The organism is Mycobacterium sp. 1274761.0, from assembly GCF_001668615.1.
GTDB lineage: Bacteria > Actinomycetota > Actinomycetes > Mycobacteriales > Mycobacteriaceae > Mycobacterium.
Map to the genome: position 1 here is coordinate 47,257 of NZ_LZMC01000076.1, position 23,634 is coordinate 70,890.

Annotated in this window: 20 protein-coding genes; 12 read left to right on the forward strand and 8 right to left on the reverse strand. The window is 66.2% G+C overall.

The window, feature by feature from the left end:
• Position 1: 1 nt before the first annotated feature.
• Positions 2 to 280, reverse strand: a complete 279-nt coding sequence (locus tag A5651_RS16435; protein WP_066982922.1) for a hypothetical protein — start codon at positions 278 to 280, stop codon at positions 2 to 4.
• Positions 281 to 515: 235 nt separating this feature from the next.
• Between A5651_RS16435 and A5651_RS16440 the strand changes: the two genes are divergently transcribed.
• Genes A5651_RS16440 through A5651_RS16450 form a run of 3 tightly spaced genes read left to right on the forward strand, consistent with a single transcriptional unit; the run spans position 516 to position 3,467 of the window.
• A complete protein-coding gene (locus tag A5651_RS16440; protein ID WP_066983017.1) occupies positions 516 to 1,214 on the forward strand; it encodes a hypothetical protein in 699 nt (232 codons plus the stop codon).
• Positions 1,211 to 2,779, forward strand: a complete 1,569-nt coding sequence (locus tag A5651_RS16445) for a DNA polymerase Y family protein (RefSeq protein WP_066982925.1) — start codon at positions 1,211 to 1,213, stop codon at positions 2,777 to 2,779. The genes A5651_RS16440 and A5651_RS16445 overlap by 4 nt, the downstream gene beginning before the upstream one ends.
• Positions 2,780 to 2,801: 22 nt before the next feature.
• Positions 2,802 to 3,467: an alpha/beta fold hydrolase gene (locus A5651_RS16450; RefSeq protein ID WP_066983021.1), complete on the forward strand. Its 666-nt coding sequence runs from the start codon at positions 2,802 to 2,804 to the stop codon at positions 3,465 to 3,467.
• Positions 3,468 to 3,510: 43 nt separating this feature from the next.
• Here the strand turns inward: A5651_RS16450 and A5651_RS16455 are convergent, their stop codons facing one another.
• Both A5651_RS16455 and A5651_RS16460 read right to left on the reverse strand, forming a co-directional pair.
• Positions 3,511 to 4,548 (reverse strand): nucleoside hydrolase, encoded by a 1,038-nt coding sequence (locus tag A5651_RS16455; protein ID WP_156662986.1) that lies wholly within the window; start codon positions 4,546 to 4,548, stop codon positions 3,511 to 3,513.
• Positions 4,549 to 4,573: 25 nt separating this feature from the next.
• Positions 4,574 to 6,583, reverse strand: coding sequence for an SDR family oxidoreductase (locus tag A5651_RS16460; protein WP_066982928.1), 2,010 nt, complete (start codon positions 6,581 to 6,583; stop codon positions 4,574 to 4,576).
• A 110-nt stretch (positions 6,584 to 6,693) separates the two neighbouring features.
• Here A5651_RS16460 and A5651_RS16465 point away from each other — a divergent pair, with 110 nt between their 5' ends.
• From A5651_RS16465 to A5651_RS16480, 4 genes are all read left to right on the forward strand, one after another.
• Positions 6,694 to 7,563, forward strand: a complete 870-nt coding sequence (locus A5651_RS16465; protein WP_066982931.1) for a MaoC family dehydratase — start codon at positions 6,694 to 6,696, stop codon at positions 7,561 to 7,563.
• 103 nt (positions 7,564 to 7,666) lie between these two features.
• The gene (locus tag A5651_RS16470) at positions 7,667 to 10,960 is read left to right on the forward strand and encodes an error-prone DNA polymerase (protein WP_066982934.1); all 3,294 of its coding nucleotides are present in this window, start codon (positions 7,667 to 7,669) and stop codon (positions 10,958 to 10,960) included.
• A gap of 101 nt (positions 10,961 to 11,061) precedes the next feature.
• Positions 11,062 to 11,994: a zinc-binding dehydrogenase gene (locus tag A5651_RS16475; RefSeq protein ID WP_066982937.1), complete on the forward strand. Its 933-nt coding sequence runs from the start codon at positions 11,062 to 11,064 to the stop codon at positions 11,992 to 11,994.
• A gap of 229 nt (positions 11,995 to 12,223) precedes the next feature.
• Positions 12,224 to 15,244 carry an AAA family ATPase gene (locus tag A5651_RS16480; protein WP_231988719.1) on the forward strand — a complete coding sequence of 1,007 codons (3,021 nt, stop codon included), beginning with the start codon at positions 12,224 to 12,226 and terminating at the stop codon, positions 15,242 to 15,244.
• A gap of 12 nt (positions 15,245 to 15,256) precedes the next feature.
• Here A5651_RS16480 and A5651_RS16485 read toward each other — a convergent pair whose 3' ends face one another.
• Together A5651_RS16485 and A5651_RS16490 are read right to left on the reverse strand one after the other, a co-directional pair.
• Complete coding sequence (locus tag A5651_RS16485; RefSeq protein WP_066982940.1) at positions 15,257 to 15,865, reverse strand: class I SAM-dependent methyltransferase; 609 nt, start codon at positions 15,863 to 15,865, stop codon at positions 15,257 to 15,259.
• A gap of 1 nt (position 15,866) precedes the next feature.
• The gene (locus A5651_RS16490) at positions 15,867 to 16,280 is read right to left on the reverse strand and encodes a TIGR03667 family PPOX class F420-dependent oxidoreductase (RefSeq protein WP_066982942.1); all 414 of its coding nucleotides are present in this window, start codon (positions 16,278 to 16,280) and stop codon (positions 15,867 to 15,869) included.
• A gap of 24 nt (positions 16,281 to 16,304) precedes the next feature.
• Here A5651_RS16490 and A5651_RS16495 point away from each other — a divergent pair, with 24 nt between their 5' ends.
• Positions 16,305 to 16,943 carry a nitroreductase family protein gene (locus tag A5651_RS16495; protein ID WP_066982945.1) on the forward strand — a complete coding sequence of 213 codons (639 nt, stop codon included), beginning with the start codon at positions 16,305 to 16,307 and terminating at the stop codon, positions 16,941 to 16,943.
• Here A5651_RS16495 and A5651_RS16500 read toward each other — a convergent pair whose 3' ends face one another.
• Positions 16,944 to 17,396 (reverse strand): tRNA (cytidine(34)-2'-O)-methyltransferase, encoded by a 453-nt coding sequence (locus tag A5651_RS16500; protein ID WP_369803962.1) that lies wholly within the window; start codon positions 17,394 to 17,396, stop codon positions 16,944 to 16,946.
• Positions 17,397 to 17,868: 472 nt separating this feature from the next.
• Between A5651_RS16500 and A5651_RS16505 the strand changes: the two genes are divergently transcribed.
• Positions 17,869 to 18,111 (forward strand): hypothetical protein, encoded by a 243-nt coding sequence (locus A5651_RS16505; protein WP_066982951.1) that lies wholly within the window; start codon positions 17,869 to 17,871, stop codon positions 18,109 to 18,111.
• Positions 18,112 to 18,139: 28 nt separating this feature from the next.
• Positions 18,140 to 18,400, forward strand: coding sequence for a hypothetical protein (locus A5651_RS25480; RefSeq protein ID WP_156662988.1), 261 nt, complete (start codon positions 18,140 to 18,142; stop codon positions 18,398 to 18,400).
• 458 nt (positions 18,401 to 18,858) lie between these two features.
• Here the strand turns inward: A5651_RS25480 and A5651_RS16510 are convergent, their stop codons facing one another.
• Both A5651_RS16510 and A5651_RS25485 read right to left on the reverse strand, forming a co-directional pair.
• The gene (locus A5651_RS16510; RefSeq protein ID WP_066982954.1) at positions 18,859 to 19,101 is read right to left on the reverse strand and encodes a general stress protein CsbD; all 243 of its coding nucleotides are present in this window, start codon (positions 19,099 to 19,101) and stop codon (positions 18,859 to 18,861) included.
• Positions 19,102 to 19,383: 282 nt separating this feature from the next.
• Positions 19,384 to 19,761 carry a hypothetical protein gene (locus tag A5651_RS25485; protein ID WP_156662990.1) on the reverse strand — a complete coding sequence of 126 codons (378 nt, stop codon included), beginning with the start codon at positions 19,759 to 19,761 and terminating at the stop codon, positions 19,384 to 19,386.
• A 230-nt stretch (positions 19,762 to 19,991) separates the two neighbouring features.
• Here A5651_RS25485 and A5651_RS16520 point away from each other — a divergent pair, with 230 nt between their 5' ends.
• Both A5651_RS16520 and A5651_RS16525 read left to right on the forward strand, forming a co-directional pair.
• Entirely contained in the window at positions 19,992 to 20,597 is a 606-nt protein-coding gene (locus tag A5651_RS16520) for a trans-aconitate 2-methyltransferase (RefSeq protein WP_066982960.1), read from the forward strand.
• A gap of 225 nt (positions 20,598 to 20,822) precedes the next feature.
• On the forward strand, positions 20,823 to 23,606 hold the full coding sequence (locus A5651_RS16525) for a sensor histidine kinase (protein ID WP_066982963.1): 2,784 nt from the start codon (positions 20,823 to 20,825) through the stop codon (positions 23,604 to 23,606).
• Positions 23,607 to 23,634 lie beyond the last annotated feature (28 nt).

Below are 23,634 nucleotides of genomic sequence, written 5' to 3' on the forward strand. Positions count from 1 at the left end.
ACTAGTTGTCGCCGGGTTCGGCGGTCGGAGCCGGAGGCGCCTTGATGTTGGGCGAGAACGGGTTCGGGCCAGTGGGATCGAGGCGCGGCGCCTTCTCCGTCGGCGAAGCGGGTGGCGGTGCCGTCGTGGTGGTCGTCGTGGTGGTCGTCGTGGTCGTGGTCGACGTCTCGGGAGCCTTCTCCTCCTCCTTCGCGCAGGCGGCGGACAGCCCGACCAGGGCGATGATTGCCGCGGCGCCGGCGATGGCCGGAATGCGACGAGCCGAACGACGTGTCGTCATGATTTTCCTATCTGTCCCCCGACTTGCGAATTGACCGCTCCTGAGTTCTTTCCGAAGAAACAATATCCGAATAACGAATTACCGCCCACCGATGTGCAGGCGATTCCGCGGTAGGCGAACGGTAGGCCCAGGCGGAGCCACCGGCGCTTGACGGTGTCGGTGGGCGGGTGTTTACTCGTCGTATCGAACAAAGTTTCGAATGACGGATGATTCTGATGGGGCGGAAGGTGCTGTTGTGACCGCTGCGATGGACCTGGATCGGCGCGGGCTTGACCGTGCTGAGCAGGTAGAACGCCTGCGCCGAAAGATGGCGGCGATATCCGGGAAGGTCGGTCAGGGTCGACGCGGACAGATGGCGTCGAACGATGTCCTTCCGCAGTCGGAGAGTTTGCTGCCGCTGCCCGGATCCTCCGACGCCGAGGCATTACCGACCGCGTTGCCGAGGGGGACGGTGGCGGTGCTGGCGGGTGCCCGATCGCTGGCGCTGGGCATGGTGGCGTCGGTAACGGCGGCGGGCGGGCATGCGGCCATCGTCGGACAGCCCGACATCGGTCTGCTTGCGGCCGTGGAGATGGGAGCCGATCTCAGCCGACTTGCCGTCATCCCCGAACCGGGTGCAGACCCCATTGAGGTGGCGGCGGTGCTGATGGACGGCATGGATCTGGTGCTGCTCGGCCTCGGCGGGCGCTGCGTGCCCGCGACCCGGGCGCGCGCCGTAGTGGCCCGTGCGCGGCAGAAGGGGTGCACGCTGTTGGTCACCGGTGGCGACTGGCAGGGCGCAACGGCTCGCCTGGAGGCGAGGGTCTGCGGTTACGAAGTGACCGGTGGCAGCGGTGGCCGGCCCGTATCGGGATGCGGACGGATCAGCCGGGTGCGGTTGGCCATGCGGGCGAGGGGGCGGGCCGTTGGGTCGGTGCATGCGGTAGGCGAATGAGCGCGTCGCGGGTCCTGGCCCTCTGGTGTATGGATTGGCCCGCGGTGGCCGCAGCGGCCGCGGCCGACCTGGCTGCGACAACTCCTGTGGCGGTCACCCTGGCCAATAGGGTCATCGCCTGTTCGGCGTCGGCCCGTGCGGCGGGGGTGCGCCGCGGCCTGCGCCGCAGGGAGGCTCAGGCCAGGTGTCCGCAGCTGCACGTCGTCACCGCCGACCCGGCGCGCGATGCCCGTCATTTCGAGAACGTGACGGCCGCGGTGGACGATCTGGTGCCGCGCGCCGAGGTGCTGCGGCCGGGACTGCTGGCAGTGCCGGTGCGCGGCGCGGCCCGCTATTTCGGATCCGAGCAGGCCGCCGCCGAGCGGTTGATCGATGCGGTGGCATCAGCCGGAGCCGAATGTCAGGTGGGAGTCGCCGACCGGCTGCCCACCGCGGTCTTCGCCGCACGAGCCGGACGGATCATCGAGCCGGGCAAGGACGCGGTGTTCTTGTCCGCGCTGTCCATCCGGCAGCTGGCCACCGAACCGAGCCTCGCCGCACCCGGGCGGGAAGATTTGGCAGACCTGTTGTGGCGCATGGGGATCCGAAACATCGGACAGTTCGCTGCCCTCTCTCGCGCCGATGTGGCCTCTCGATTCGGGACTGACGCGGTGGCCGCACATCGCTTCGCGCGGGCCGAACCGACCCGCGGCCCGTCGGGACGCGAACCGCCGCCGGACCTCGACGCCATGATGGACTGTGACCCGCCGATCGACCGGGTCGACGCTGCCGCGTTCGCGGGCCGATCGCTGGCAGGCGATCTGCATCGCAGTCTGGAGGCGGCAGGTGTCGGCTGCACCCGGCTGGCCATCCATGCCGTGACCGCCAATGGTGAAGAGCTGAGCCGGGTTTGGCGATGCGCGGAACCGCTGACCGAGGACGCGACGGCCGACCGTGTGCGCTGGCAGCTCGACGGTTGGTTGAATCGCCGCAATCCCAACGACCGGCCGACCGCGCCGATCACCGTGTTGCGGCTGCAGCCGGTGGAAGTGGTCTCGGCCGAGGCGTTGCAACTGCCGCTGTGGGGCGGCCTCGGCGAAGAGGACCGGTTACGCGCCCGCCGCGCGCTGGTTCGGGTGCAAGGTCTGCTCGGGCCCGACGCGGTGATGGTCCCGGTGCTCAGCGGCGGCCGTGGCCCCGCCGAACGCATCACCTTGACGCCGTTGGGTGACGAACCGGTTCCGCTTGCCGACCCCGGTCAGCCGTGGCCGGGACAACTGCCCGAGCCATCCCCGACCGTGCTGCTCGACGATCCGGTCGAAGTGCTTGACGCCGAAGGCAATCCGGTGCGGGTGACCAGTCGGGGGTTGTTCTCCGCAGACCCTGCACGGTTGACCGCCCCCGGCCGGGAGGGCGCATTGTCCTGGTGGGCCGGGCCATGGCCCGTCGACGAGCGGTGGTGGGATCCCGACCGCAAGGCCGGGCGTACCGCCCGGGCCCAGGTGCTGCTTGACGGAAAACCCGGGCAGGCGTTGCTGCTGTGCTACCGCCAGCGGAGGTGGTATCTGGAAGGCATCTACGAGTAGGTGTTGTCCGGAGGGAATCATGATGGGGACCGTCGTTCTGGTGCATGGCGCTTTCGTGGACGGCTCCAGCTGGCGGCCCGTGTACGACCTGCTGACCGCCGACGGCTACCGCATCGCTGTCGTGCAGAACCCCACCCTGTCGCTGCACGACGATGCGGCAGTGACGCGACGGACCATCGACGCGCTGGAGGGGCCGCTCGTGCTGGCCGGGCACTCCTACGGCGGCGCGGTCATCACCGAAGCCGGCACTCACGACAAGGCTGCCGCCTTGGTGTACATCGCGGCGTTTGCGCCGGACGCTGGCGAGACGGTGAAAGCGCTGGGCGGTGATCCTGATTCGCCGGACTTGCCGATCGTCGAGGGTCCTGGCGGATTCTTCTTTCAGAACCGGGATACGTTCCACGACGCGTTCGGCGCCGACCTGTCGGCCGCCGACGCGGCGTTCTTGGCCGATTCGCAGGTCCCCTGGGGGGCTGATGCCATGGCGGGAGCGGTAACCGAACCGGCCTGGCGCAGCAAGCCAAGCTGGTATCTGATTGCCACCGAAGACCGCATGATCACGCCATCTGACCAGCGCGCCATGGCGAATCGGGCCGGCGCCACCACCGTCGAGGTGGCCGCCAGCCATGCCGTCTACATGACGCAGCCACGTGCCGTCGCCGCGCTTATTCGGCAGGCGGTCGGCTGATTCTCGCCGAGTTCGACGTTGCGGCAACTTTTACGCGCAACCGTCAGGTCAGCTGGCGGGCGAATTGGCCGACACGGGCGATGAACCGGTCGAAGAAGGCCGCCGGATCGACATCAATACCGATGAGCGCGTTGGGCTCTCGACCCCAGCGTCCCGACCAGTCGGCGATGGTCATGCCGCGCGTCAACGTCCCGGTCAACTCGACGTCGACGGTGGCCGGCCGCGTCGACACCAGCCCGGGATCCAGCGCCACCGCAGCGGCCAGCGGGTCGTGCAGATGCGCGAGATAGCCGTCGTCGTGGTCGTAGTGGAATTCGAAGTAGAACCGCATCGCGTCCTCGAGCACCCGGATCAGCGGGTTGGCCGCCACCGACCGGGTGCCGCGCTTGTCGAGCACGCTCATCGCCTCAGACGCCGAACCGGCCTCGGTCGCGAGCCGGCCGAGCAGCGCAGGCGTCATCGCGATGTTCTCGGTCAGGTTCAGCCCCAACACGATCGGAAGATGTCGCGGCGGGTTGAGTCCCCACGCGGCCGACCATACGGAGAAGACCTCGTGGGCCGCCTCGGGATCGACGCTGACGTTCCACTCCGCGACCGGTGTCGTGTTCCCGCGGTATTCGAAGGCGCCGCCCATGATGACCAGCCGGCGCAGCATCGTGGGCAGTGCGGGTTCCTGCCGCAACGCCAACGCCAAGTTCGTCAGTGGGCCGGTCGCCACCGCGATCAGCTCACCGGGATGGGCGCGTGCGGCGCTGACCCACGCCTGCGCCGCGTCGTGGGCGGTGAGTTGCCGATCGGTCGACGGCAGCGTGGCATAGCCCAAACCCTGCGGGCCGTGGGTGTCCTCGGCCGTGCGTAGCGGCGTGCGTAGGGGCTGCTCGGCACCTTTGGAGACCGGGATCCCCTCGACGCGGCACAACTCGAGCAGACCCAAGTTGTTGATGCAGACTTGTTGCACCGCAACGTTGCCCGCGGTGGAGGCGATGCCGACGACATCGGCGTCGGCGCTGCCGAACAAATAGACCAACGCCATCGCGTCATCCACGCCCGTGTCGACGTCAACGAAGACGGGCTGCGGCACGAGCTAACGATACTTCTGCCAGCATCTACCAGTGCACGCCGGGCACCAGCCGAACGGCCCGCTTGACCGGACGCGGCACGCGCACCGTCGTCACTGCTCTGGCCGGGCGGTGAGGCTTTCGCGACGACGGCCTCGGACGGGGTTCAAGGCCCTTGGCCGCCGCGGAGTCGGGATAGCCGAGGTAAAGCTGGTGCAGTACACGCCGCGACAGCCTGGGCGTGAAGTAATGCCCGACGTCGGCCAGGGTGCCCAGTGGGGTATCGATGCGCGCCGGCTTCTCGATCAGGCCGCGCACCACCATCGCGGCGGCATGTTCGGCGCTGATCGGCGGCACCGGATTGAGATGCCGCGACGGAGCGATCATCGGCGTTCGCACCAGCGGCATGTGGATGTTCGTGAACGTGATGTGATCCGACAGCGTTTCGGTCGACACCACCTCTGAGAATGCGTCCAGCGCGGCTTTTGACGGCAGATACGAGCTGTATTTCGGATTGCGAGCCTGCACACCGGCACTCGACACGTTGACGACGTGACCGAACCGCCGTTCGCGCCAATGGGGCAAGAGGGCCAGCACCATTCGCACCGCGCCGAAGTAATTGACCGCCATCACCCGTTCGTAGTCGTGCAGGCGATCGGTTGAGGCCATCACGGATCGCCGGATCGAGCGGCCTGCATTGTTGACGAGGTAGTCGACATGATCGAACCGGCCGAGGATGTCCTTGATGGTGTGCTCCACGGAAGTGTCGTCGGTGACGTCGCAGGTGAAGGCATGCGCGTCGCCGCCTGCGGCGCGGATTCGGGCGACCAGCTCGTCGAGTGCGTCGGCATTGCGGGCGAGCGCGAACACCGTCGCGCCGCGGTCGGCCACGGCTATCGCCGAGGCCCGGCCGATGCCGCTCGACGCTCCGGTGATGATGACGTGCTTGCCAACCAGGGGGCCTGCGGGATGGTCGCGTCGAGCCCGGTCCGGATCCAGATGCTCGGCCCAGTACTGCCACAGCTTCGGTGCATACGACGCGAACTCAGGCACCGTAATGTTGGTGTGCTGCAGTGCTTCTCGAGTGTTATCGGCAGTGAAAGTCGGCATCAGGTCGACGACATCGAGTATCTCGGCCGGGACGCCGAGCTGCGTTGCCGCCATATTGCGCAGCGCCTTGGCGCGACCAGTCACCCGAAGGAATGGTGTCGCCGTCGCCCGCGGCAGCGTGCCGCGCAGCCGCGGCAGGCCCGCCGAACGGGAGATGCCTCGATAGATGCCGCGTAGACCGATGCTGTCGGGTGCGGTGAGGTGGAACGTCTGGCCGTCACGGCCGGGAAGATGCATCAATTCGGTCAGGGCGTCGACGACGTAGTCGACGGGGACCATGTTGGTGCGTCCTGTATTCGGAAGAAGGACCGGTGTAACCGACGGCAGCGCAGCCAGTTTCGCCAGGATGCCGAAGAAGTAATACGGACCGTCGATCTTGTCCATCTCGCCCGTGCGTGAGTCGCCGACCACCACAGCGGGCCGATACACGCGGTAGCGCAGACGGGGCTCCCTCCGCACCAGCATTTCGGCTTCGAACTTGGTCTGGTGGTACGGCGTGGGGAGATCCTGCCCGACGTCGAAATCGTCTTCGGTGTATGTGCCGCGGTAGGTGCCCGCAACGGCGATCGAAGACATATGTTGCAGGGTGGCGTCGAGTCGGCGCGCGAGCGCGATCACTGCTCGTGTTCCGTCGACGTTCGCGGCCCGCTGAGCGTTTTCGACGACGGTGATGTCGTAGATCGCGGCGCAGTGCACCACGTGGTCGACGTGGCCCAACTCGGCGATGGTGTCATCGGAAAGCCCGAGGTCGTCGGCGGTCAGGTCGCCGACTAGCGGCTTTGCCCTGTCACCCCATGGGCTCTCGCCAGTGTTGGCCAGCCGCTCGAACCTCGGCAAGGAGGTCCGGCGGGCCAGTACCCACACCTCGGCGTCGGCGAACCGGTCCAGGATTCGCGAGACCACCCGCCGCCCGATAAACCCGGTACCGCCGGTAACGACATAGCGCATGCGGTCATGCTCGTCCGATGCCCGACGCACGTCAACGTTGTGTGACGCGGTCGGTCGTTGTCGTCGAGGCGAAGGCAGCTATCGTCCGAGACAGTCCGAAGGGAGTGTCAATGCCGATCGACGCGGGCGCCATAGGCGCGAAAACCGATCCGTACGTCTTCGAATGGACCGACCGAGACACCCTGCTGTATGCGCTCGGTGTCGGCGCGGGCGTCGACGACCTCGCGTTCACCACCGAGAACAGCCACGACACACCGCAGCAGGTGCTGCCGACGTACGCCGTCATCGCCTGCACGGGGTTTGCGGCTGCGGGCAAGATCGGCACCTTCAACTTCGCGATGCTGTTGCACGGTTCCCAGGAGATCCGGCTGTTCGAACCACTGCCACCGGCCGGAAAGCTGAGCGTCGTCGGCGAGGTCGCCGACATCCAGGACAAGGGCGAGGGCAAGAACGCCATCGTCATGCTCAGGGCCACGGGCACCAATCCCGACACCGGCAAGGTCGTCGCGGAGACGAAAGCAACCGCGGTCATCCGCGGCGAGGGCGGCTTCGGCGGGCAGCCGGGTCAGCGTCCGGCGGCCCCCGAGATTCCCGACCGCGAGCCCGACGCGCGGATATCGCTGCCGACCCGCGAGGACCAGGCGTTGATCTACCGGCTGTCCGGCGACCGCAATCCGCTGCACAGCGACCCGTGGTTCGCGCGCGAGATGGCCGGCTTCCCGAAGCCGATTTTGCATGGCCTGTGCACCTACGGTGTGGCGGGCCGCGCGCTGGTCAGCGAGCTCGGCGGCGGCGATGCGACCAAGGTGACCGCGATCGCATCGCGCTTCACCTCGCCCGTCTTTCCCGGCGAGACGCTGACGACCTCGATCTGGCGCACCGAGACCGGGCGGGCGGTGTTCCGCACCGAGGCCGCCAACCCCGATGGTTCGAACTCCCGGCTGGTGCTCGAAGACGGCGCGGCTGAATACACCAGCTAGCGCCGCGCCGATTGTGAATCGTCTGACGGGTTTCGGCTGATTCGCGTCGGAGGATTCACAAACCAGACGACTTTATCGAACTAATGTTCGATATATTGGTCGGGTGGGGTGGCATACCGGACCGCCGAGCTGGACCGAGATGGAGCGCGTGCTTCATGGCAAGCCGCGCCGCGCCGGGTGGCCCATTGATGAGCAGATCGGCGACGGGGGCGACAGCCCGGCCTGGTCGCGAAAGCGCGGGGATTATCAGCCACTCGACATCGACCGGCCGCGCTCGGATGTCCCGTACGCCGAGCTGCACGCGCATTCGGCGTACAGCTTCCTCGACGGCGCCAGCACGCCGGAGGAACTTGTCGAAGAGGCGGCGCGGCTCGGCTTGCGCGCCCTCGCGCTCACCGATCACGACGGGCTGTACGGGGTGGTGCGCTTCGCCGAAGCCGCCAAGGAACTCGACGTGCGAACGGTGTTCGGCGCCGAGTTGTCCCTCGGCGGCGGCGACCGCACCGAGGAGGCCGATCCACGAGGGCCGCATCTGCTGGTGCTGTCCCGGGGCCCGGAAGGGTATCGACGGCTGTCGCGCCAACTAGCCAAGGCGCATCTGGCCGGCGGGGAAAAAGGCGTTCTGCGTTACGACTACGACGCGCTGACCGAGGCGGCGGGCGGGCACTGGCACATCCTGACCGGCTGCCGCAAAGGCCATGTCCGCCAAGCGCTTACCGACGGCGGCCCTGAGGCGGCGGAGAAGGCGCTCGCCGATCTGGTGGACCGGTTCGGCCGTGACCGGGTCAGTATCGAGCTCACCCATCACGGCCATCCGCTCGACGATGAGCGCAACACCGCGCTGGCCCAGGTGGCCCCCCGGTTCGGTGTCGGCATCGTGGCCACCACCGCCGCTCACTTCGCCGAGCCGTCCCGCGGGCGGCTGGCGATGGCCATGGGGGCGATCCGCGCGCGCAACTCGATCGACGAAGCGGCGGGCTACCTTGCTCCGCTCGGCGGTTCGCACCTGCGGTCGGGTGAGGAGATGGCGCGGATGTTCGCACACTGCCCGGAGGTGGTGACCGCCGCCGCCGATCTCGGTGAGCAGTGCGCCTTCGAGCTGGCGCTGATCGCGCCGCAGTTGCCGCCGTTCGACGTTCCGGACGGGCACACCGAAGACAGCTGGCTTCGGCACCTGGTCATGATGGGCGCCAGGAACCGCTACGGTCCACCCGAGCGGGCGCCGCGCGCGTACGAGCAGATCGAGTATGAGCTGAAAATTATTGCCCAGCTTCAGTTCCCGGGATATTTCCTGGTGGTCCACGACATCACCCGGTTCTGCAAGGAGAACGGGATCCTGGCCCAGGGCAGGGGATCGGCGGCCAACTCGGCGGTCTGTTACGCCCTCGGCGTCACCAACGTCGACCCGGTCGCCAACGAGCTGCTGTTCGAGCGATTCCTGTCCCCGGCGCGGGACGGCCCGCCCGACATCGACATCGACATCGAGTCGGACCTGCGGGAGAAGGCCATTCAGTACGTCTACGACCGCTACGGCCGCGATTACGCCGCCCAGGTCGCCAACGTCATCACCTACCGCGGCCGTAGTGCGGTCCGTGACATGGCCCGTGCGCTGGGCTTCTCGCAGGGGCAGCAGGACGCGTGGAGCAAGCAGATCGGCCAGTGGGGCAAGCTCAGCGAGTCGACTCATGTCGAGGATGTGCCGGAGGCGGTGATCGATCTGGCCAAGCAGATCTCCAACCTGCCGCGGCACATGGGCATCCATTCCGGCGGCATGGTGATCTGCGACCGGCCCATCGCCGATGTGTGCCCGGTGGAGTGGGCGCGCATGGAGAATCGCAGCGTGCTGCAGTGGGACAAAGACGACTGTGCGGCAATCGGATTGGTGAAGTTCGACATGCTCGGTCTTGGCATGCTGTCGGCGCTGCATTACTGCCTCGACCTGGTGGCCGAACACAAGGGCATCCATGTCGATCTGGCCAAGCTCGACCTCTCCGAGCAGGCCGTGTACGAGATGTTGCAGCGCGCCGACTCTGTCGGGGTGTTCCAGGTGGAGTCCCGCGCGCAGATGGCCACGCTGCCCCGGCTGAAGCCGCGGGTGTTCTACGACCTTGTCGTCGAGGTGGCGCTGATCCGCCCGGGGCCCATTCAGGGCAACTCCGTGCACCCCTACATCAGCAGACGCAACGGGGTGGAGCCGGTAGTCTACGAGCATCCGTCCATGGAGCCTGCGTTGCGAAAGACGTTGGGTGTTCCGTTGTTTCAGGAGCAGCTGATGCAGTTGGCGGTGGACTGCGCGGGCTTTACCGCCGCCGAAGCCGACCAGCTGCGCCGCGCGATGGGATCCAAGCGCTCGACCGAGCGGATGCGACGGCTGCGTGGCCGGTTCTACGACGGTATGCGCGAACGGCACGGCATCACCGGCGACGTGGCCGACCGGATCTACGAAAAGCTGGAGGCGTTCGCCAATTTTGGTTTCCCGGAAAGCCATTCGCTGTCCTTCGCCTCGCTGGTGTTCTACTCGTCGTGGTTCAAGCTGCACCATCCCGCGGCGTTCTGCGCTGCGCTGCTGCGGGCCCAGCCGATGGGCTTCTACTCGCCGCAGACGCTGGTGGCCGATGCCCGTCGGCATGGCGTCATCGTGCACGGACCTGACGTCAACGCCAGCCTGTCGCACGCGACGCTGGAGAACGGCGGCACCGAGGTGCGGCTGGGTATCGGCAGCGTCCGCCACATCGGCGAGGAGCTGGCCGACCAGATTGTCGAGGAACGAAACGCAGGCGGGCCGTTTGATTCTCTGCTGGATTTGACCGGTCGGGTGCAGTTGTCGGTCCCGCAGACCGAAGCGTTGGCGACGGCGGGCGCGTTGGGCTGCTTCGGGATCACCCGCCGCGAAGCGCTGTGGGCCGCGGGTGCGGCCGCCTCCCAGCGGCCGGACCGGTTGCCGGGAGTGGGGGCGTCGTCGCATGTCCCCACGTTGCCCGGCATGACCGAGCTGGAACTGGCGGCCTCCGATGTCTGGGCGACCGGTATTTCCCCGGACAGCTATCCCACCCAGTTCCTGCGGGCAGACCTTGACGCGATGGGCGTGGTGACGGCCGACCGGCTGCTGTCGATCCCCGATGGAACGCGGATCCTGGTGGCGGGTGCGGTGACCCACCGGCAGCGTCCCGCGACGGCGCAAGGCGTGACGTTCCTCAACCTCGAAGACGAGACCGGCATGGTCAACGTCCTGTGCTCACCGGGAGTGTGGAACCGGCATCGCAAGCTGGCGCAGACGGCGACGGCGCTGATGGTCCGGGGGCAGGTGCAAAACGCCACCGGAGCGGTCACAGTTGTCGCCGATCGGTTGAGCAAGCTCGACATCCGCATCGCCTCCCGCAGCCGGGATTTCAGGTAGCTGCGTTGATGCCGGAAATCGGTGCGCTGCACCGCCCGACGCGAGCAGAATGAGCAACTTGCGACAGCTACGCAGTCAGCGACGACGCCAGGGGAGATCCGATGAAGGCAGTTCGTAATGCGCCGCCTACGGTCGAGGTCGTCGATGTCGACGAGCCCCAGGGGGAAGGGAATCTCGTCCGGGTGGCGGGGGCCGGGATCTGCGCCTCGGATCTGAAGTACCTGCAATACGGCAGCACTCAGATCGCCGGGCATGAGTTCGCCGGACGGACCGAAGATGGCACCGCCGTTGCAGTAGAGGGTTTCTTTGGCTGCGGCGAGTGTGAACAGTGCCAGCAAGGCAGTTACAACATGTGCACGGCAGGACTACCTACCGCACCGGGGATGCTCAGCCCTGGGGGCATGGCCGAGTGGTTCCGCGCGCCCAATCATGTCCTCGTGCCGCTGCCGCCCGCACTCGACGTCGCCGACGCCCCGCTCGTAGAACCGGCAAGCGTCGCGTGGCACAGCTGCCATCAGGGCGAGATAGGCCCGCAAACGCGGGTGGCAATTGTGGGAGCGGGTGCCATCGGCATCCTCGCCGCCGCGTCGGCTCAACAGATGGGTGCGCCCGAAGTCGCCGTCGTCGCTCGACACCCGCACCAACACGAAGCTCGTGAGCGCATCGGAGCGGTCGAACCTACGGGCGGCTACGACGTGGTGATCGAAACGGGTGGCAGCGAGAGTGCGCTGCAGCGCGCCGTCGAATTGGCGAAGGTGGGTGCAACGGTGGTGCACCTTGGTGTGTATGCCCCTGGGACAGTGTGGCCGATGGACGCCGCCTTCGCGAAGGAAGTGACGTTGCGTCCCTCGCTCGGTTACTGCAGCCGCGGGCGACGAAAAGACTTCGCCGAGGCCGCTCATCTCTTGGCTGGCCGCCCAGAACTCGCGGAAACCCTGATCACCCATCGATTTCCGATCGAGGACGCGGTTGAGGCGTTCCGCCTGGCGCAGGACAAGTCCAAGGGCGTGTTCCGCGTGGTGGTTGAGCCATAGGCAGGGTGTCGATATCACGACCATCGCTTAACCGCGGTGACACGATACTGACGTGGATCCCGACGGGGATGGGCAGGTGAGCGCGACGGAGCTCCTCTGTGGTACCTGTGGCGCACAGTCAGGCCCGACGGCGAATTTCTGCGCACAATGCGGTGCACGGCTGACAGGCGCGGCCCAGGCAGCCGAGTACAAACAGGTCACGGTGCTGTTCGCCGACGTGGTGCACTCGATGGACATCGCAGCGTCGGTGGGGGCGGAGCGCCTGCGCGAGATCATGGCCGATGTTGCCGGCGAATGTGCCTCCGTCGTGCAGCGTTTCGGGGGAACGGTGGGCAGTTTCACCGGCGACGGGATCATGGCCGTGTTCGGAGCGCCGGCGGCATTGGAGGATCACGCGGTGCGGGCCTGCCTGGCAGGTCTGGCGATTCAATCGGCCGTCGAAGCACTCGCCGAAGATGTTCGGAAGCGTGATGGCGCAGAGCTGAGGCTGCGGGTCGGGTTGAATTCGGGCCAGGTGATCACTGGCGAGATCGGGACCGGACGGTTCGGGTACACCGCCGTCGGTGAGCAGGTAGGGATGGCGCAGCGGATGGAATCCGTCGCGCCACCTGGCGGGGTGATGCTCAGCGTGTCCACCGCCAAGCTGGTGGAGGGTGTAGCCCATCTCGGGGAACCTGAGCTGGTTCAGCTAAAGGGTGCTGATGCTCCGGTGCCTGCCCTTCGGTTGCTGGGTATGGGCGACAGACAGCGCGCTGTTCGTAAGCAGCCCAATCTGGTCGGTCGGCGATTGGAGCTGTCGGCCATAGAGACCTTATTGCAGCGTGCCATCGAAGGTCATGGTGCGGTCGTCGGCCTGGTGGGAACGCCTGGTATTGGTAAGACGCGTCTGGTGCGCGAAATAGCAGCAATCGCAGAGAGTTCCGGCGTGGAGGTGTTCACCTCCTTCTGCCAGTCACACACCAGAGGTGTTCCCTTTCATGCCGTCGCTCGGTTGCTGCGCGCGGTCTATGACGTCGAAGGCGTTGACCGACAGTGTGCCCGCGATCGAGTACGCATCCAGATCACCGGCGCGGACCCCGAGGATTTACTGCTGCTTGACGAGCTGCTGGGCATCGCCGACCCCGATGCTCCGCCGCCGGCCATCGATCCCGATGCTCGCAGACGCCGGCTCACAGCGCTGCTCAATACCGTCTCTTTGACTAGGGATACGCCAGCAGTCTATGTACTCGAAGACGCCCATTGGATCGATGAAGCCAGCGAGTCGCTGTTGAGCGAGTTCCTCGACGTGATCCCGAAGACCCCGTCGCTAGTGCTCACCACTTACCGACCCGAGTATGAGGGCCCGCTGGCACGAATACCTGGGGCACGGACAATCGCCCTTGAGCCGCTTGATGATTCGGCAGTCGGGGCACTGATTTCAGAGTTGCTCGGCGCCAGCCCCTCGCTTGGGGATCTCGGCCGCACGATCGCCCGCAGGGCCGCTGGTAATCCCTTTTTCGCTGAGGAGATTGTCCGCGACCTTGCCGAACGTGGAGTACTACGCGGGCAGCGTGGCGCGTACGAGTTGATGACAGTGGACGCTGCGGTAAGCGTGCCTCCCACCTTGCAGGCGGCCATCGCCGCGCGAATCGATCGCCTTGGGCCGACCGCCAAGCGGACATTGAACCTGGCAGCAGTCATCGGGTCGCACTTTACGGCCGAGCTATTGGAAGCTGCCGGGATCAAACCGGTCACCGACGAGCTGCTGCGCGCAGAGCTGATCGACTCGACCGGACCGATGTCGCGCCCGGATTACGTGTTTCACCACCCGCTTATTCCCGTAGTCGCCTACGAGTCACTCTTGAAGAGCGCCCGCGCTGAATTGCATCGCCGCGTGGCCGCCGCCCTCCAAGCCTGTGGCCGAAGCTCTCTGGATGAAAGCGCTGCCGTCATCGCCGAACATCTGGAGCGGGGGGGCGACTTGCCTGCCGCATACGCCTGGCATATGCGCGCTGGCGCGTGGCTGACGAAACGGGATTTCGCCGCGGCTCATCTCAGTTGGCGGCGTGCGGCCCGGGTTGCCGACCACCTACCCGCCGACGCGCCGCAGAGTACCGGCTTGCGGATAGCCGCCAAGACGATGGTGTGCATCACCACCTGGTTGGTGGGCGGGGGCGTAGACGACGCAGGATTCGACGCATTGCGCGAACTTTGCACCGGTGTCGGTGACCAACTGTCCATGGCGGTGGGCATGTACGGGGTCCTCGTGCCGATGACGGTGCAGCTCCGTCTTGACGAGGCCTGCACGCTGGCCGCCGAGCAGGCCGAGCTGTTCGCCGCTGCGGCGGATCCGGTGTCGATGACAGGCGTTCTGTCCGCGGCGATGTTCGCAAAGATGCATTGCGGGCGCTGCGGAGAGGCTGAACGGTTAGCGCAGCGGGTCATCGACCTCTTGGACGGCGATCCAGTAAAGGGCACTCTCCGAGGGCTCGGGTCGCCGCTGGCGATGGCTCATCTTCATCGCGGCCTGGCGGGAAGCTGTTTCGGACGGCCGTTGTCGCGCAACGATTTCGAACGGGCGATAGCGATGCAGCGGCAGGTTGACCCGAATCCTGCCGCGTTGGTTGTGCCGATTAGCCACGCCTACGCATTTCGCATCCTGAACGGCAACGTCGCATGTGATGAAACAACGCTGCGGGACACCGCAGAGGCGCTGCGCCTCGCTGAGCATTGTGGCAACGATGTGGGACTTGCCCTGGCCAGAGTCACTCGTGGACTCGCCTTGATCGGTTCAACCGATACCGACCGAGGAGAGAGCCTCGAGTTGATCCGTCAGGGCCGCGACGCTCACCACCGGCAGCACAATGCGCTTGGCGCGGCTGTTGCCGATATCGGGTTCGCGCACCTCCATATCGCCGCCGGCAACTTCGACACTGCCGTCGATACGGCGCGGCAGACAGTCGCGCGTCTGTTCGACTGCGGTGAATCGCTCGCGGTTGGACCCGCCGTCGCAACTCTGGTGGAGGCATTGCTGGGCCGCGGGTCGGACGAAGATGTGTGCGAGGCGTCGACTGTGGTCGACCGCTTGGCCGCCACGCCAGTCGAGCCCGGCTTTGTTCTTTACGAAGTACACCTTTTGCGCTTGCACGCGCTGCTCGCCCATGCGCGACACGAAGAGGAGATGTACTGCCATTTCAGGGACCGTTATCGATCGCTGGCGACATCCCTTGGCTTCGATGGACATATGAAGCGGGCCGCGGAGATGGGATGACGACAGCCGTCGTCAGCCCTTGATCCATCGCCACTGCGTGGACCACCAGACACCAGCATCGGGCAGGGAATCGCGCACGGCGGCGACAACGCCCGGCCACTGTTGGGCATGGAAATCGTCTCCCGACAGCCAACCGCCCACACGTACTTTCGGAGCCCAAGCCGCGATGTCGGCGGACACGCTGGCGTAGTCGTGCCGCGCGTCGATGTGCACCCAGTCCAGCGATCCATCGGGGAACAACCGCGCCGCCGCCACCGAATCGCTGATCAGCAGCTGCACCAGATCGGCTGCACCGCAAGCAATCACGTTGCGGTGCAAGAGTCCGGCGAAGGATCCGCCACCGAATTCGACAGCTGGGCCGTGCGCATTGGTGTCACGCCGGCCTTCCGGTCCGCTGCCGCGCGCAGTGTCGACCCCGATGAGCGCAATGTCGCAGCCACTGTCACGGACGACTTCGGCCAGTGAGCACAGGCTCTTCCCCAGATAGCACCCCACTTCGACGAACCGGCTCCCGTCGCCGAAATGGGCGACCGCTTCCTCCTGGGCGCTGCGCCACTGGAACCAGCCCGGAATGTCCTGCCACCGCCGCACCGGGCGCTCGAAGTCAGAGCTGGTGTGCACTTCAGCTGCCCGGGGTGGTCCACACCTTGTCGATGCTGATCTTCAGTCGCGTGTTGTATGCAGCGAGGAACTCCGCAGTGAAACCCAAGTTGGCGGCCAGCTCACGGTACTTCGCCTGGTACCGCTCGTCGGCCAACGGGTCGATGCCCTCGGCGTCGACCGTCGCATCGCCGCCGACGAAGATGATGCCGCCCCCGTTGCCGTCGGAGTCCAGATTGAGGCTGACCCGTGAGTGGTTCCTGATGTGCCGGACCTTGGCGGCGTTCGGCTCCGAGTAGACGATCACGTCTGCACCGTCGAAGTAGAACCACACCAGCCGCGGTACGGGCTGTCCGGACTTGGCCACCGTGGTCAGCCAGCCGTGATGGTCGCGTTCGAGCCTGCTTGTCACCTCATGCGTCAATTCGATTGTCATGAAAGCGAATGTAGTCTCGCGAGCATGACCCTCAACCTGTCCGTCGATGACGTACTGACGACCACCCGTTCGGTGCGCAAACGGCTCGATCTCGAAAAGCCGGTGCCCCGCGAGGTGCTGATGGAATGTCTCGATCTGGCGCTGCAGGCCCCGACGGGCAGCAACGCCCAGGGCTGGCGGTGGGTGTTTGTCGACGACCCGGAGAAGAAGAAGGCGCTGGCCGACATCTACCGCCACAACGCGGCGCCCTACCTCGATGCGCCCAAACCCACCTACGGCGACGTGCGCGACGAGCAGCGGCCGCGCGTCGGCGATTCCGCCAAGTACCTCAACGATCACTTCCACGAGGTTCCGGTCATGCTGGTGCCCTGCCTTCAGGGCAGCCCCGAGGCAGCGATAGCCGGCAGTGCAGGGTTCTGGGGCTCGCTGCTACCGGCGGTGTGGAGCTTCATGCTGGCGCTGCGGTCGCGAGGGCTCGGTTCGGCGTGGACGACGCTGCACCTGGTCGGCAAGGGCGAGAAGCTGGCCGCCGACGTGCTGGGCATCCCGTTCGACCAATACCGACAAGGCGGGCTGTTCCCGATCGCCTACACCAAGGGGACCGATTTCAAGCGCGCCAATCGCCTACCAGCCGAGCAGTTCACGCACTGGAATTCGTGGTGATCACACCGCGCCGCTGAAGCCGTGTTGGCGCCACGCCTCATAGACGGCGACGGCCGCGGCGTTAGAGAGGTTGAGTGAGCGCCTGCCGGCGAGCATCGGGATGCGCACCCGCGACGTGATGTGAGGGTCGGCGATCGTCGCCTCATCGAGGCCCGTCGGCTCCGGACCGAACATCAACACATCGCCGGGTTGGTAGGCGATGTCGGAGAACGACGCCGTCGCGTGCGCGGTGAACGCGTGCACGCGTGTCGGTCCGATCGCCTCCCACGCGGCGGCGAGATCCGGATGCACGGTCACCGACGCGAGATCGTGGTAGTCCAGCCCCGCCCGACGAAGTTTCGGTTCGGAGAGCTCGAACCCCAGCGGCTCGACGAGGTGCAGCTCGCACCCCGTCGCGGCGACCATGCGGATCGCGTTACCGGTGTTCGGCGCGATGCGGGGGGAATAGAACATCACTTTGAACACAACAGGCCACCTCTCTATATGCGCGTGATTGGGCGGCTTCGTCTGTCGAGGTCGACTGAGGATTCGACCTCGATAGAACGTCAGCGAGAGATCATCCAGCAGTGGTCCGACGCGAACAATCACACGGTAGTGGGCTGGGCTTGCGACATAGACGTCTCCGGGTCGGTAGACCCGTTTGAGACCCCGGGTTTGCGGTCGTGATCGCGACTGTCTGCCGCCTCCGACTCCGTGACCCGGACGAGTGTCTCGTTCTGACGGTCGATCCCTCGTTATCGCTGTCACGCTTCGACGTCTGACACCGGGCCGGTCGCGCCTTCCCCCGATCGGTGGACAGCCGGTTCATCCTGTCGATGCTCCGATCACCGGACATACACGCCATTGCCCGGGCGGCACTGTTGAGGAGTTGCCGGCACACACCGGCGAGACACCGACAGTCAACTGACACAGAAGGATTCATCAAATGAAAACAAGACCGCTCGCCCGCTACAGCGCGCTGCTTATCGTCGCGGCCGGACTCATCGGGGGCGCCGCCCTCGGCCTGACCGGCGCGGCCAACGCAGCGAACAACACCGATGTGCGTCCGCCAGACGTCGTCGCGACGCCCGACGTTAAAGCGCACCCGGCGCCCGAAGTGATGCCCGGCTCCCACTGGCACCAAGGGATTCACCAACACGATGTCTCGCGGCCCGGCGGCATCCGCTGATAACACCCACCGCAAAGGAGGCATCGAAATGAACAAGCTGACACTTGCCACCATCGGTGTCTGCGGATTGGCAACACTCGCCATCGGACTGGCCACTCCTGCCCTCGCAGCCGACGACGCATCGTCGATAGCGATCACCGCGCAGTCTTCCGCAGGAACGGGCGCGCCTAGCAGGCAAAGCGGTGGCGGCGCCGTTGCCCTACCGCCCGGGGGGGCAGGCGGCAGCTACCCGCAGCCGCAGACCACTGGTGGAGCGAATCCCGACACGCCCTTCGGCACCAATCCATAAGCTTGCCACGGGATAGGGCATCCTGACGACTTTGCGCGTGTACGGGGTAGCTAGCGGACGGTCAAGATCGCTTGATTTCACGGTCCCGAGGCAAGTACAGGTTCGTTGTAGGTTTCGCCTCCCGTATAAATCGTCAATGCGTCAGCGGAGACTTCGTATCGAGTGCCGTCGTTATTGACCGCTCCAAAACCGTGCACGGTCGCATATGCACCTGGAACGTCAATCCGGGAGTTGTCTCTGAGGCGAAGGCCCTTGTACCCGTACGTTCCGGTGCCGCAGTCGCATACGAGCGCCTTGGATTGGGCCGTACGGACCGTTTGATACACGCTGCCGGTTGGGACACCCGTGTCGTGGCTCGCAAGACCAGCCCGTGTCGATGCCTGAAATACCGCTCAAGAAAGATGAGAGCACCCCCGACGCCAAGACGTCGGGGGTGCTGAATTATCGACCGGGACTAGCTAGGACCTGCTAGCACTCTTCTGCCGCTTTTCCTGTGCGTTGGCCTTGGCCCTCGCCTTCTCGGCTTCCGCCTCTGCGCGGGCTGCATCAAGTTGATTTGAGGCCTTGTCCACCTGGGCGCGACCTTCTTCCTGAAGATCGTTTCGGCCCAGGATGAGGCCGACCACCTGCTTAGTGAACCCGATCGCGCCCGAAACGATGCCCCTCACGGCTTCGATGGGACCGCTGTTGTTTTCCGGCATTAGATTCCCTCCCTATCGCAATTGCTTGCCGTTCAACTTCCGATACTTCGACAGGATGCTAGCTATTGCAAGCAGGTGTTAGCACCTTCACAAAAGGCGGCAACGGGTTTAGGCGAAAAGGTCGATGGGTACCGGCGTCGCACTACAGGCGGGCCGAGACATCATTCAACAGTGGTCCCGCCACCGCGCACCGGAACGGCGTCAGTTCGGGAGTTGTAACGACCGAGCGTGTCGGGCTTGATGCCTATCCGCTCGGCCAGCAGAAGCGGCACTGCCGACGACTCAAGAGGCTGATTTCGGCGGCGGTGGTCCCCCCGAAGGGATGCTGGGGACTCCCGGCTTCGTCGGCGGCCCAGTGTCGGGGCTGCGCTCCTCGTCCTGGGCGATGCAGTGGTCATCAGCTGTGTACTCGCCGCCCGCGTTAAGACAGCACTTCCTGAGTTCCCGATTCCACTGCGCCCAGCTCCAATTGTTTTGGATGGCCCTCGAATCGACGTCGTTCTCACAGTTAGCGAGTTGGTCGATATTCAACGGCCTGGGTTCGGCGGATGCGATGGCGGCATTTCCCAGTGCGCCGAACATGGTTGTGGCCGCCAACACGGCGGCGGCGAGTCCGGCGCGGCGCTTGGTGTCGGAACTCGAATTGTTGGTGTTGTTCATAGTCATGACGGAATTCTCGTGGCCGGCAAATGATGTCGAGAATCCCCGGGGAGCCAGACTCCGATGCTCAATGGAGATTATTTCCTATCCGCCAGGTAAGTAGCCGTGGGCGGACCGCAGCCGCAGCAACGCCGAGTAGCGAAAGGCGCGACCCCCCATCAGTGCCGCCAGGCCGCACCCCGGGGTTAGGCCCGCCCCAAGGCGCGGTGGTCGGTTGCGACAATGTCCGCATGGTTGAGCCCAGCATCTGGATGCAGAAGGTGGCTGCCGATCCCGGGCACTCTCACTGGTATGTCGAGCGCTTTCGAGCCATGTCCCGCGCTGGTGACGATCTTGCGGGCGAGGCGCGATTCGTCGACGCGATGGCGCCGCGCCGCGCCCGCATTCTCGACGCAGGCTGTGGTCCTGGCCGGTTGGGCGGGTATTTGGCCGCAGCAGCCCACGACGTGGTGGGCGTGGACGTCGATCCGGTGCTCATCGAGGCGGCCAACCACGATCATCCTGGTCCGCTCTGGCTGGTCGGTGACCTAGCCGAACTCGACTTGCCCGCTCGTGGCATCGCCGAGCCCTTCGACGTCGTCGTGTCCGCGGGCAACGTCATGACCTTCCTCGCACCCAGTACCCGAGTACAAGTGCTGCGCCGGCTGCGTGCCCATCTGCGGGTCGACGGTCGCGCCGCGATCGGGTTCGGCGCCGGTCGCGAGTACGACTTCGACGAGTTCCTCGATGACGCCGTGGCCGCTGGCTTCGCGCCGGAGCTCCTGCTGTCCACGTGGGACCTTCGGCCGTTCACCGAGGAGAGCGACTTCCTGGTCGCTGTGCTTGCTCCAGCGTAGGCACTGGAAGTTTGCTGTGGCGCCGCCTAAGGGCATTCTGGCAGCCCGCGTAGACCTTGGCTGTTCAGTAAGAATTGTGGAGCCGGCCGCGTGCTGCTGGCATACTCGATCAATTGCCAGGCGACGAACGCCGACCTTGTTCGGGGCAAAATCAGCAGGAAGCGTCATGAACTTCGCTCACATTGGAAAAGACCGGCGCACGGCCGGGCGCGCGATAGGGCCACGATGACCACGTTCACACAGCAAGAGCTGGTCGATGGGCTGGTCACCGATGACTTCGATGACCACGTGCACGAGCGGCGGCCCAAGCGTCCGCCGCGGTGGTCGCTGAAGAATTGGCCGGTCCGCGCGAAGGTGTTCGCCATCGTGTTGGTGCCGCTGATTCTGGCCGGCGTCTTCGGCGGGTTGCGCGTGTACTCGAACGCGCTTGAGGCGCGTGATCTGCAACGCGCCGCCGATCGCGCCGAAATGGTGCCCGCGATCGTTAGCTACATGAACGCTCTCAACGCCGCGATGCTGGCCGTGCCCGCCGGCGACGCCCAGGCGGCGGTCAGCACCTTCGACGCCAGCCGCGCCGAGCTGCAGCGTCGGCTCAACGGCGCGACCGACGTGCCACCCGACGTCGAAGCCGGCGTCACCAGCATGCTTCAGGGTGGCCAGGCGCTCATGGACAAGGTCACCTCCAACAGCATCGGCCTCGTCGACCGGGTCACCCTGTACGCACCGATCCTGCTGACCTCCGAGGACGCGATCACCGGCTCGGTTCGCGTCGACGACGAACGCATCCGCACCCAGGCTCAGGGCCTCACCCGCGCCGTCGGCGCCCGGGGGCAGATGATGATGGAGCAGCTGCTGGTCAACTCGGGTGCCGAGCTGCCCGAGCCGGAGCAGCGCACGCGCATGATCACCCTTGCAGGCACCGAACCGTCGACCCTGTTCGGGATGAGCCAGGTGCTCGGCATCGGCTCCGAGGAAGCCAAGCAGCTGCAGAGCGAGTACGTCCGCCGCACGGCGCTCATCTCGGATCCGACCATTCCTCTGGTCAACAACCCGGATATGACGGCGTCGCTGAAGGCGACCGATCAGATCGCTGCCCGCATGATCGACCGCACCGTGCCCGCGGTCACCGGGGCGGTCAAGGCCGACGCCGCGGCCGCACGCACCGAGACGATCCGCGACTCTGCGATCGTGCTCGGTGCCATCGCACTGGCGCTGGTACTGGTCATCCTGGTGGCGCGCTCACTCGTCCGGCCGCTGCGCACGCTGCGCGACAGCGCACTGCGGGTGGCCCACGAGGATCTGGCCCGCGAAGTCGAACAGGTGCGCGCCGGCCGCGAGCCCGGCCCCGTCGACCGGATCCCGGTGCACACCAGCGAGGAAGTCGGCCAGGTCGCCCACGCCGTCGACGAGCTGCACGAGCAGGCCGTTCTTCTGGCTGGTGAGCAGAGCCGGCTCCAGCTCCAGATCGGCGACATGTTCGAGACGCTGTCCCGGCGCAGCCGCTCGCTGGTCGACCAGCAGCTCACGCTCATCGACCGGCTCGAACGCAACGAAGAGGACCCCGACCGGCTGGAGAGCCTGTTCCGGCTCGACCATCTGGCCGCGCGCATGCGCCGCAACGGTGCCAACCTGTTGGTGCTCGCCGGCGCGAAGGTGCCACGCGAGCAGGCCGAGCCGGTGCCCGTTTCGGACCTCATCCACGCCGCGGCGTCCGAGGTCGAGGACTACACCCGCGTGGTGACCGCCACCGTGCCCGACAGCGAGATCGTCGGATCGGTCGCGGGCGACCTCGTGCACCTGCTCGCCGAGCTGCTCGACAATGCGCTGCGGTATTCACCGCCGATCTCGCAGGTGCGGGTGTCCGGCGTGCATACCGGCAACGGCGGATTGGTCATCGAGGTCAGCGACATCGGACTCGGAATGACCGAATCCGATTTGCGAGTCGCCAACACCCGCCTGCAGTCCGGCGGCGAGGTGACGCCGTACACCGCCCGGCACATGGGTCTTTTCGTGGTGGGCCGGCTGGCGCAACAGCATGGGTTGGTGGTCCGGCTACGCAGCACCATTGCGGGAGAACAGGATTCGGGCACTACCGCCGGGGTGTACGTGCCGGCCGACTTGATCGTGCGCGGCGGCATGCGCGAGCGCTTCGACACCGGCGCGCTGGCCGCTGTCGCCGACGAGGCTGACGTCGCCGAATTCGCCGAGCCCGTGGCTCTCGCCGAGACCGACGACTACGGCGACGACGAGGATTACGGCACCTACGAGGACTACAGCGACGACAGCGATGTCGGCGATGAGGTCGATGATGTCGTTGCCGATCGGGTCAACGGTCATTCGGAGCTGCCGGTGTCGCTGCTGCCGCAACGCAGTCCCGGTGCGAGCGGCATCTCCGGCGGGCGGGTCGACGAGCGACCCGAGCCCGAGCCGGAGCCGGAGGCGCGGCCAGAACCTGTCGCAGAACAGCCGCGGCAGGCGCCCGTCGACACCTCGTCGTTCTTCGCCTCCCGAAGCCAGGCCCGACCCGAACCCGAGCCGTCGCCGCTGGAGCGGTTGTCATCACCGACGGCGGGAGCCGAGGATGCGATCTACCAGAAGATGGTGTCGGAATGGCTGATCGATCCGACGGAGCTGACCAACAGCAGGGACCTGAATTGGGAGTCGGTGTGGGACCACGGCTGGTCGGCCGCTGAGGCCGCCGAGGAGACGCCCGTGGTGGCGCATACCGAGGACGGTCTGCCCGTGCGTGAACCCGGCGCCCGCCTGGTGCCCGGCGCAGCGGCCTCCGCGTCGCGTCACGGCGCCAACGGCGGCTACACCAACGGCGGGGCACACCGCAACGACGACGACGATGACGCGGTAGAGTCGTCGGCCGAATTCGGTACCGGCTCGCAGGCGACACCGGTCCGCGACCCTGAGGCTGTCCGCGCAAGCATGAGCAGCCATTTCAGCGGCGTGCGCGCCGCCAGGTCGCACGCCAAGGAGACCAGAGGAACAGATAACGCATGACCTTTCCGGAGGGCAGCAGCGATGCGAC

Bases quoted from the DNA above. Each gene is read 5' to 3' on its own strand.
- A5651_RS16500 (WP_369803962.1), bottom strand. From the start codon at position 17,396: ATGTTCTATTCCCCCCGCATCGCGCCGAACACCGGTAACGCGATCCGC.
- A5651_RS16445 (WP_066982925.1), top strand. From the start codon at position 1,211: ATGAGCGCGTCGCGGGTCCTGGCCCTCTGGTGTATGGATTGGCCCGCG.
- A5651_RS16450 (WP_066983021.1), top strand. From the start codon at position 2,802: ATGGGGACCGTCGTTCTGGTGCATGGCGCTTTCGTGGACGGCTCCAGC.
- A5651_RS16465 (WP_066982931.1), top strand. From the start codon at position 6,694: ATGCCGATCGACGCGGGCGCCATAGGCGCGAAAACCGATCCGTACGTC.
- A5651_RS16525 (WP_066982963.1), top strand. From the start codon at position 20,823: ATGACCACGTTCACACAGCAAGAGCTGGTCGATGGGCTGGTCACCGAT.
- A5651_RS25485 (WP_156662990.1), bottom strand. From the start codon at position 19,761: ATGAACAACACCAACAATTCGAGTTCCGACACCAAGCGCCGCGCCGGA.
- A5651_RS16495 (WP_066982945.1), top strand. From the start codon at position 16,305: ATGACCCTCAACCTGTCCGTCGATGACGTACTGACGACCACCCGTTCG.
- A5651_RS16475 (WP_066982937.1), top strand. From the start codon at position 11,062: ATGAAGGCAGTTCGTAATGCGCCGCCTACGGTCGAGGTCGTCGATGTC.
- A5651_RS16520 (WP_066982960.1), top strand. From the start codon at position 19,992: ATGGTTGAGCCCAGCATCTGGATGCAGAAGGTGGCTGCCGATCCCGGG.
- A5651_RS16480 (WP_231988719.1), top strand. From the start codon at position 12,224: ATGGACATCGCAGCGTCGGTGGGGGCGGAGCGCCTGCGCGAGATCATG.
- A5651_RS16460 (WP_066982928.1), bottom strand. From the start codon at position 6,583: ATGCGCTATGTCGTTACCGGCGGTACCGGGTTTATCGGGCGGCGGGTG.
- A5651_RS16505 (WP_066982951.1), top strand. From the start codon at position 17,869: ATGAAAACAAGACCGCTCGCCCGCTACAGCGCGCTGCTTATCGTCGCG.
- A5651_RS16490 (WP_066982942.1), bottom strand. From the start codon at position 16,280: ATGACAATCGAATTGACGCATGAGGTGACAAGCAGGCTCGAACGCGAC.
- A5651_RS25480 (WP_156662988.1), top strand. From the start codon at position 18,140: ATGAACAAGCTGACACTTGCCACCATCGGTGTCTGCGGATTGGCAACA.
- A5651_RS16435 (WP_066982922.1), bottom strand. From the start codon at position 280: ATGACGACACGTCGTTCGGCTCGTCGCATTCCGGCCATCGCCGGCGCC.
- A5651_RS16510 (WP_066982954.1), bottom strand. From the start codon at position 19,101: ATGCCGGAAAACAACAGCGGTCCCATCGAAGCCGTGAGGGGCATCGTT.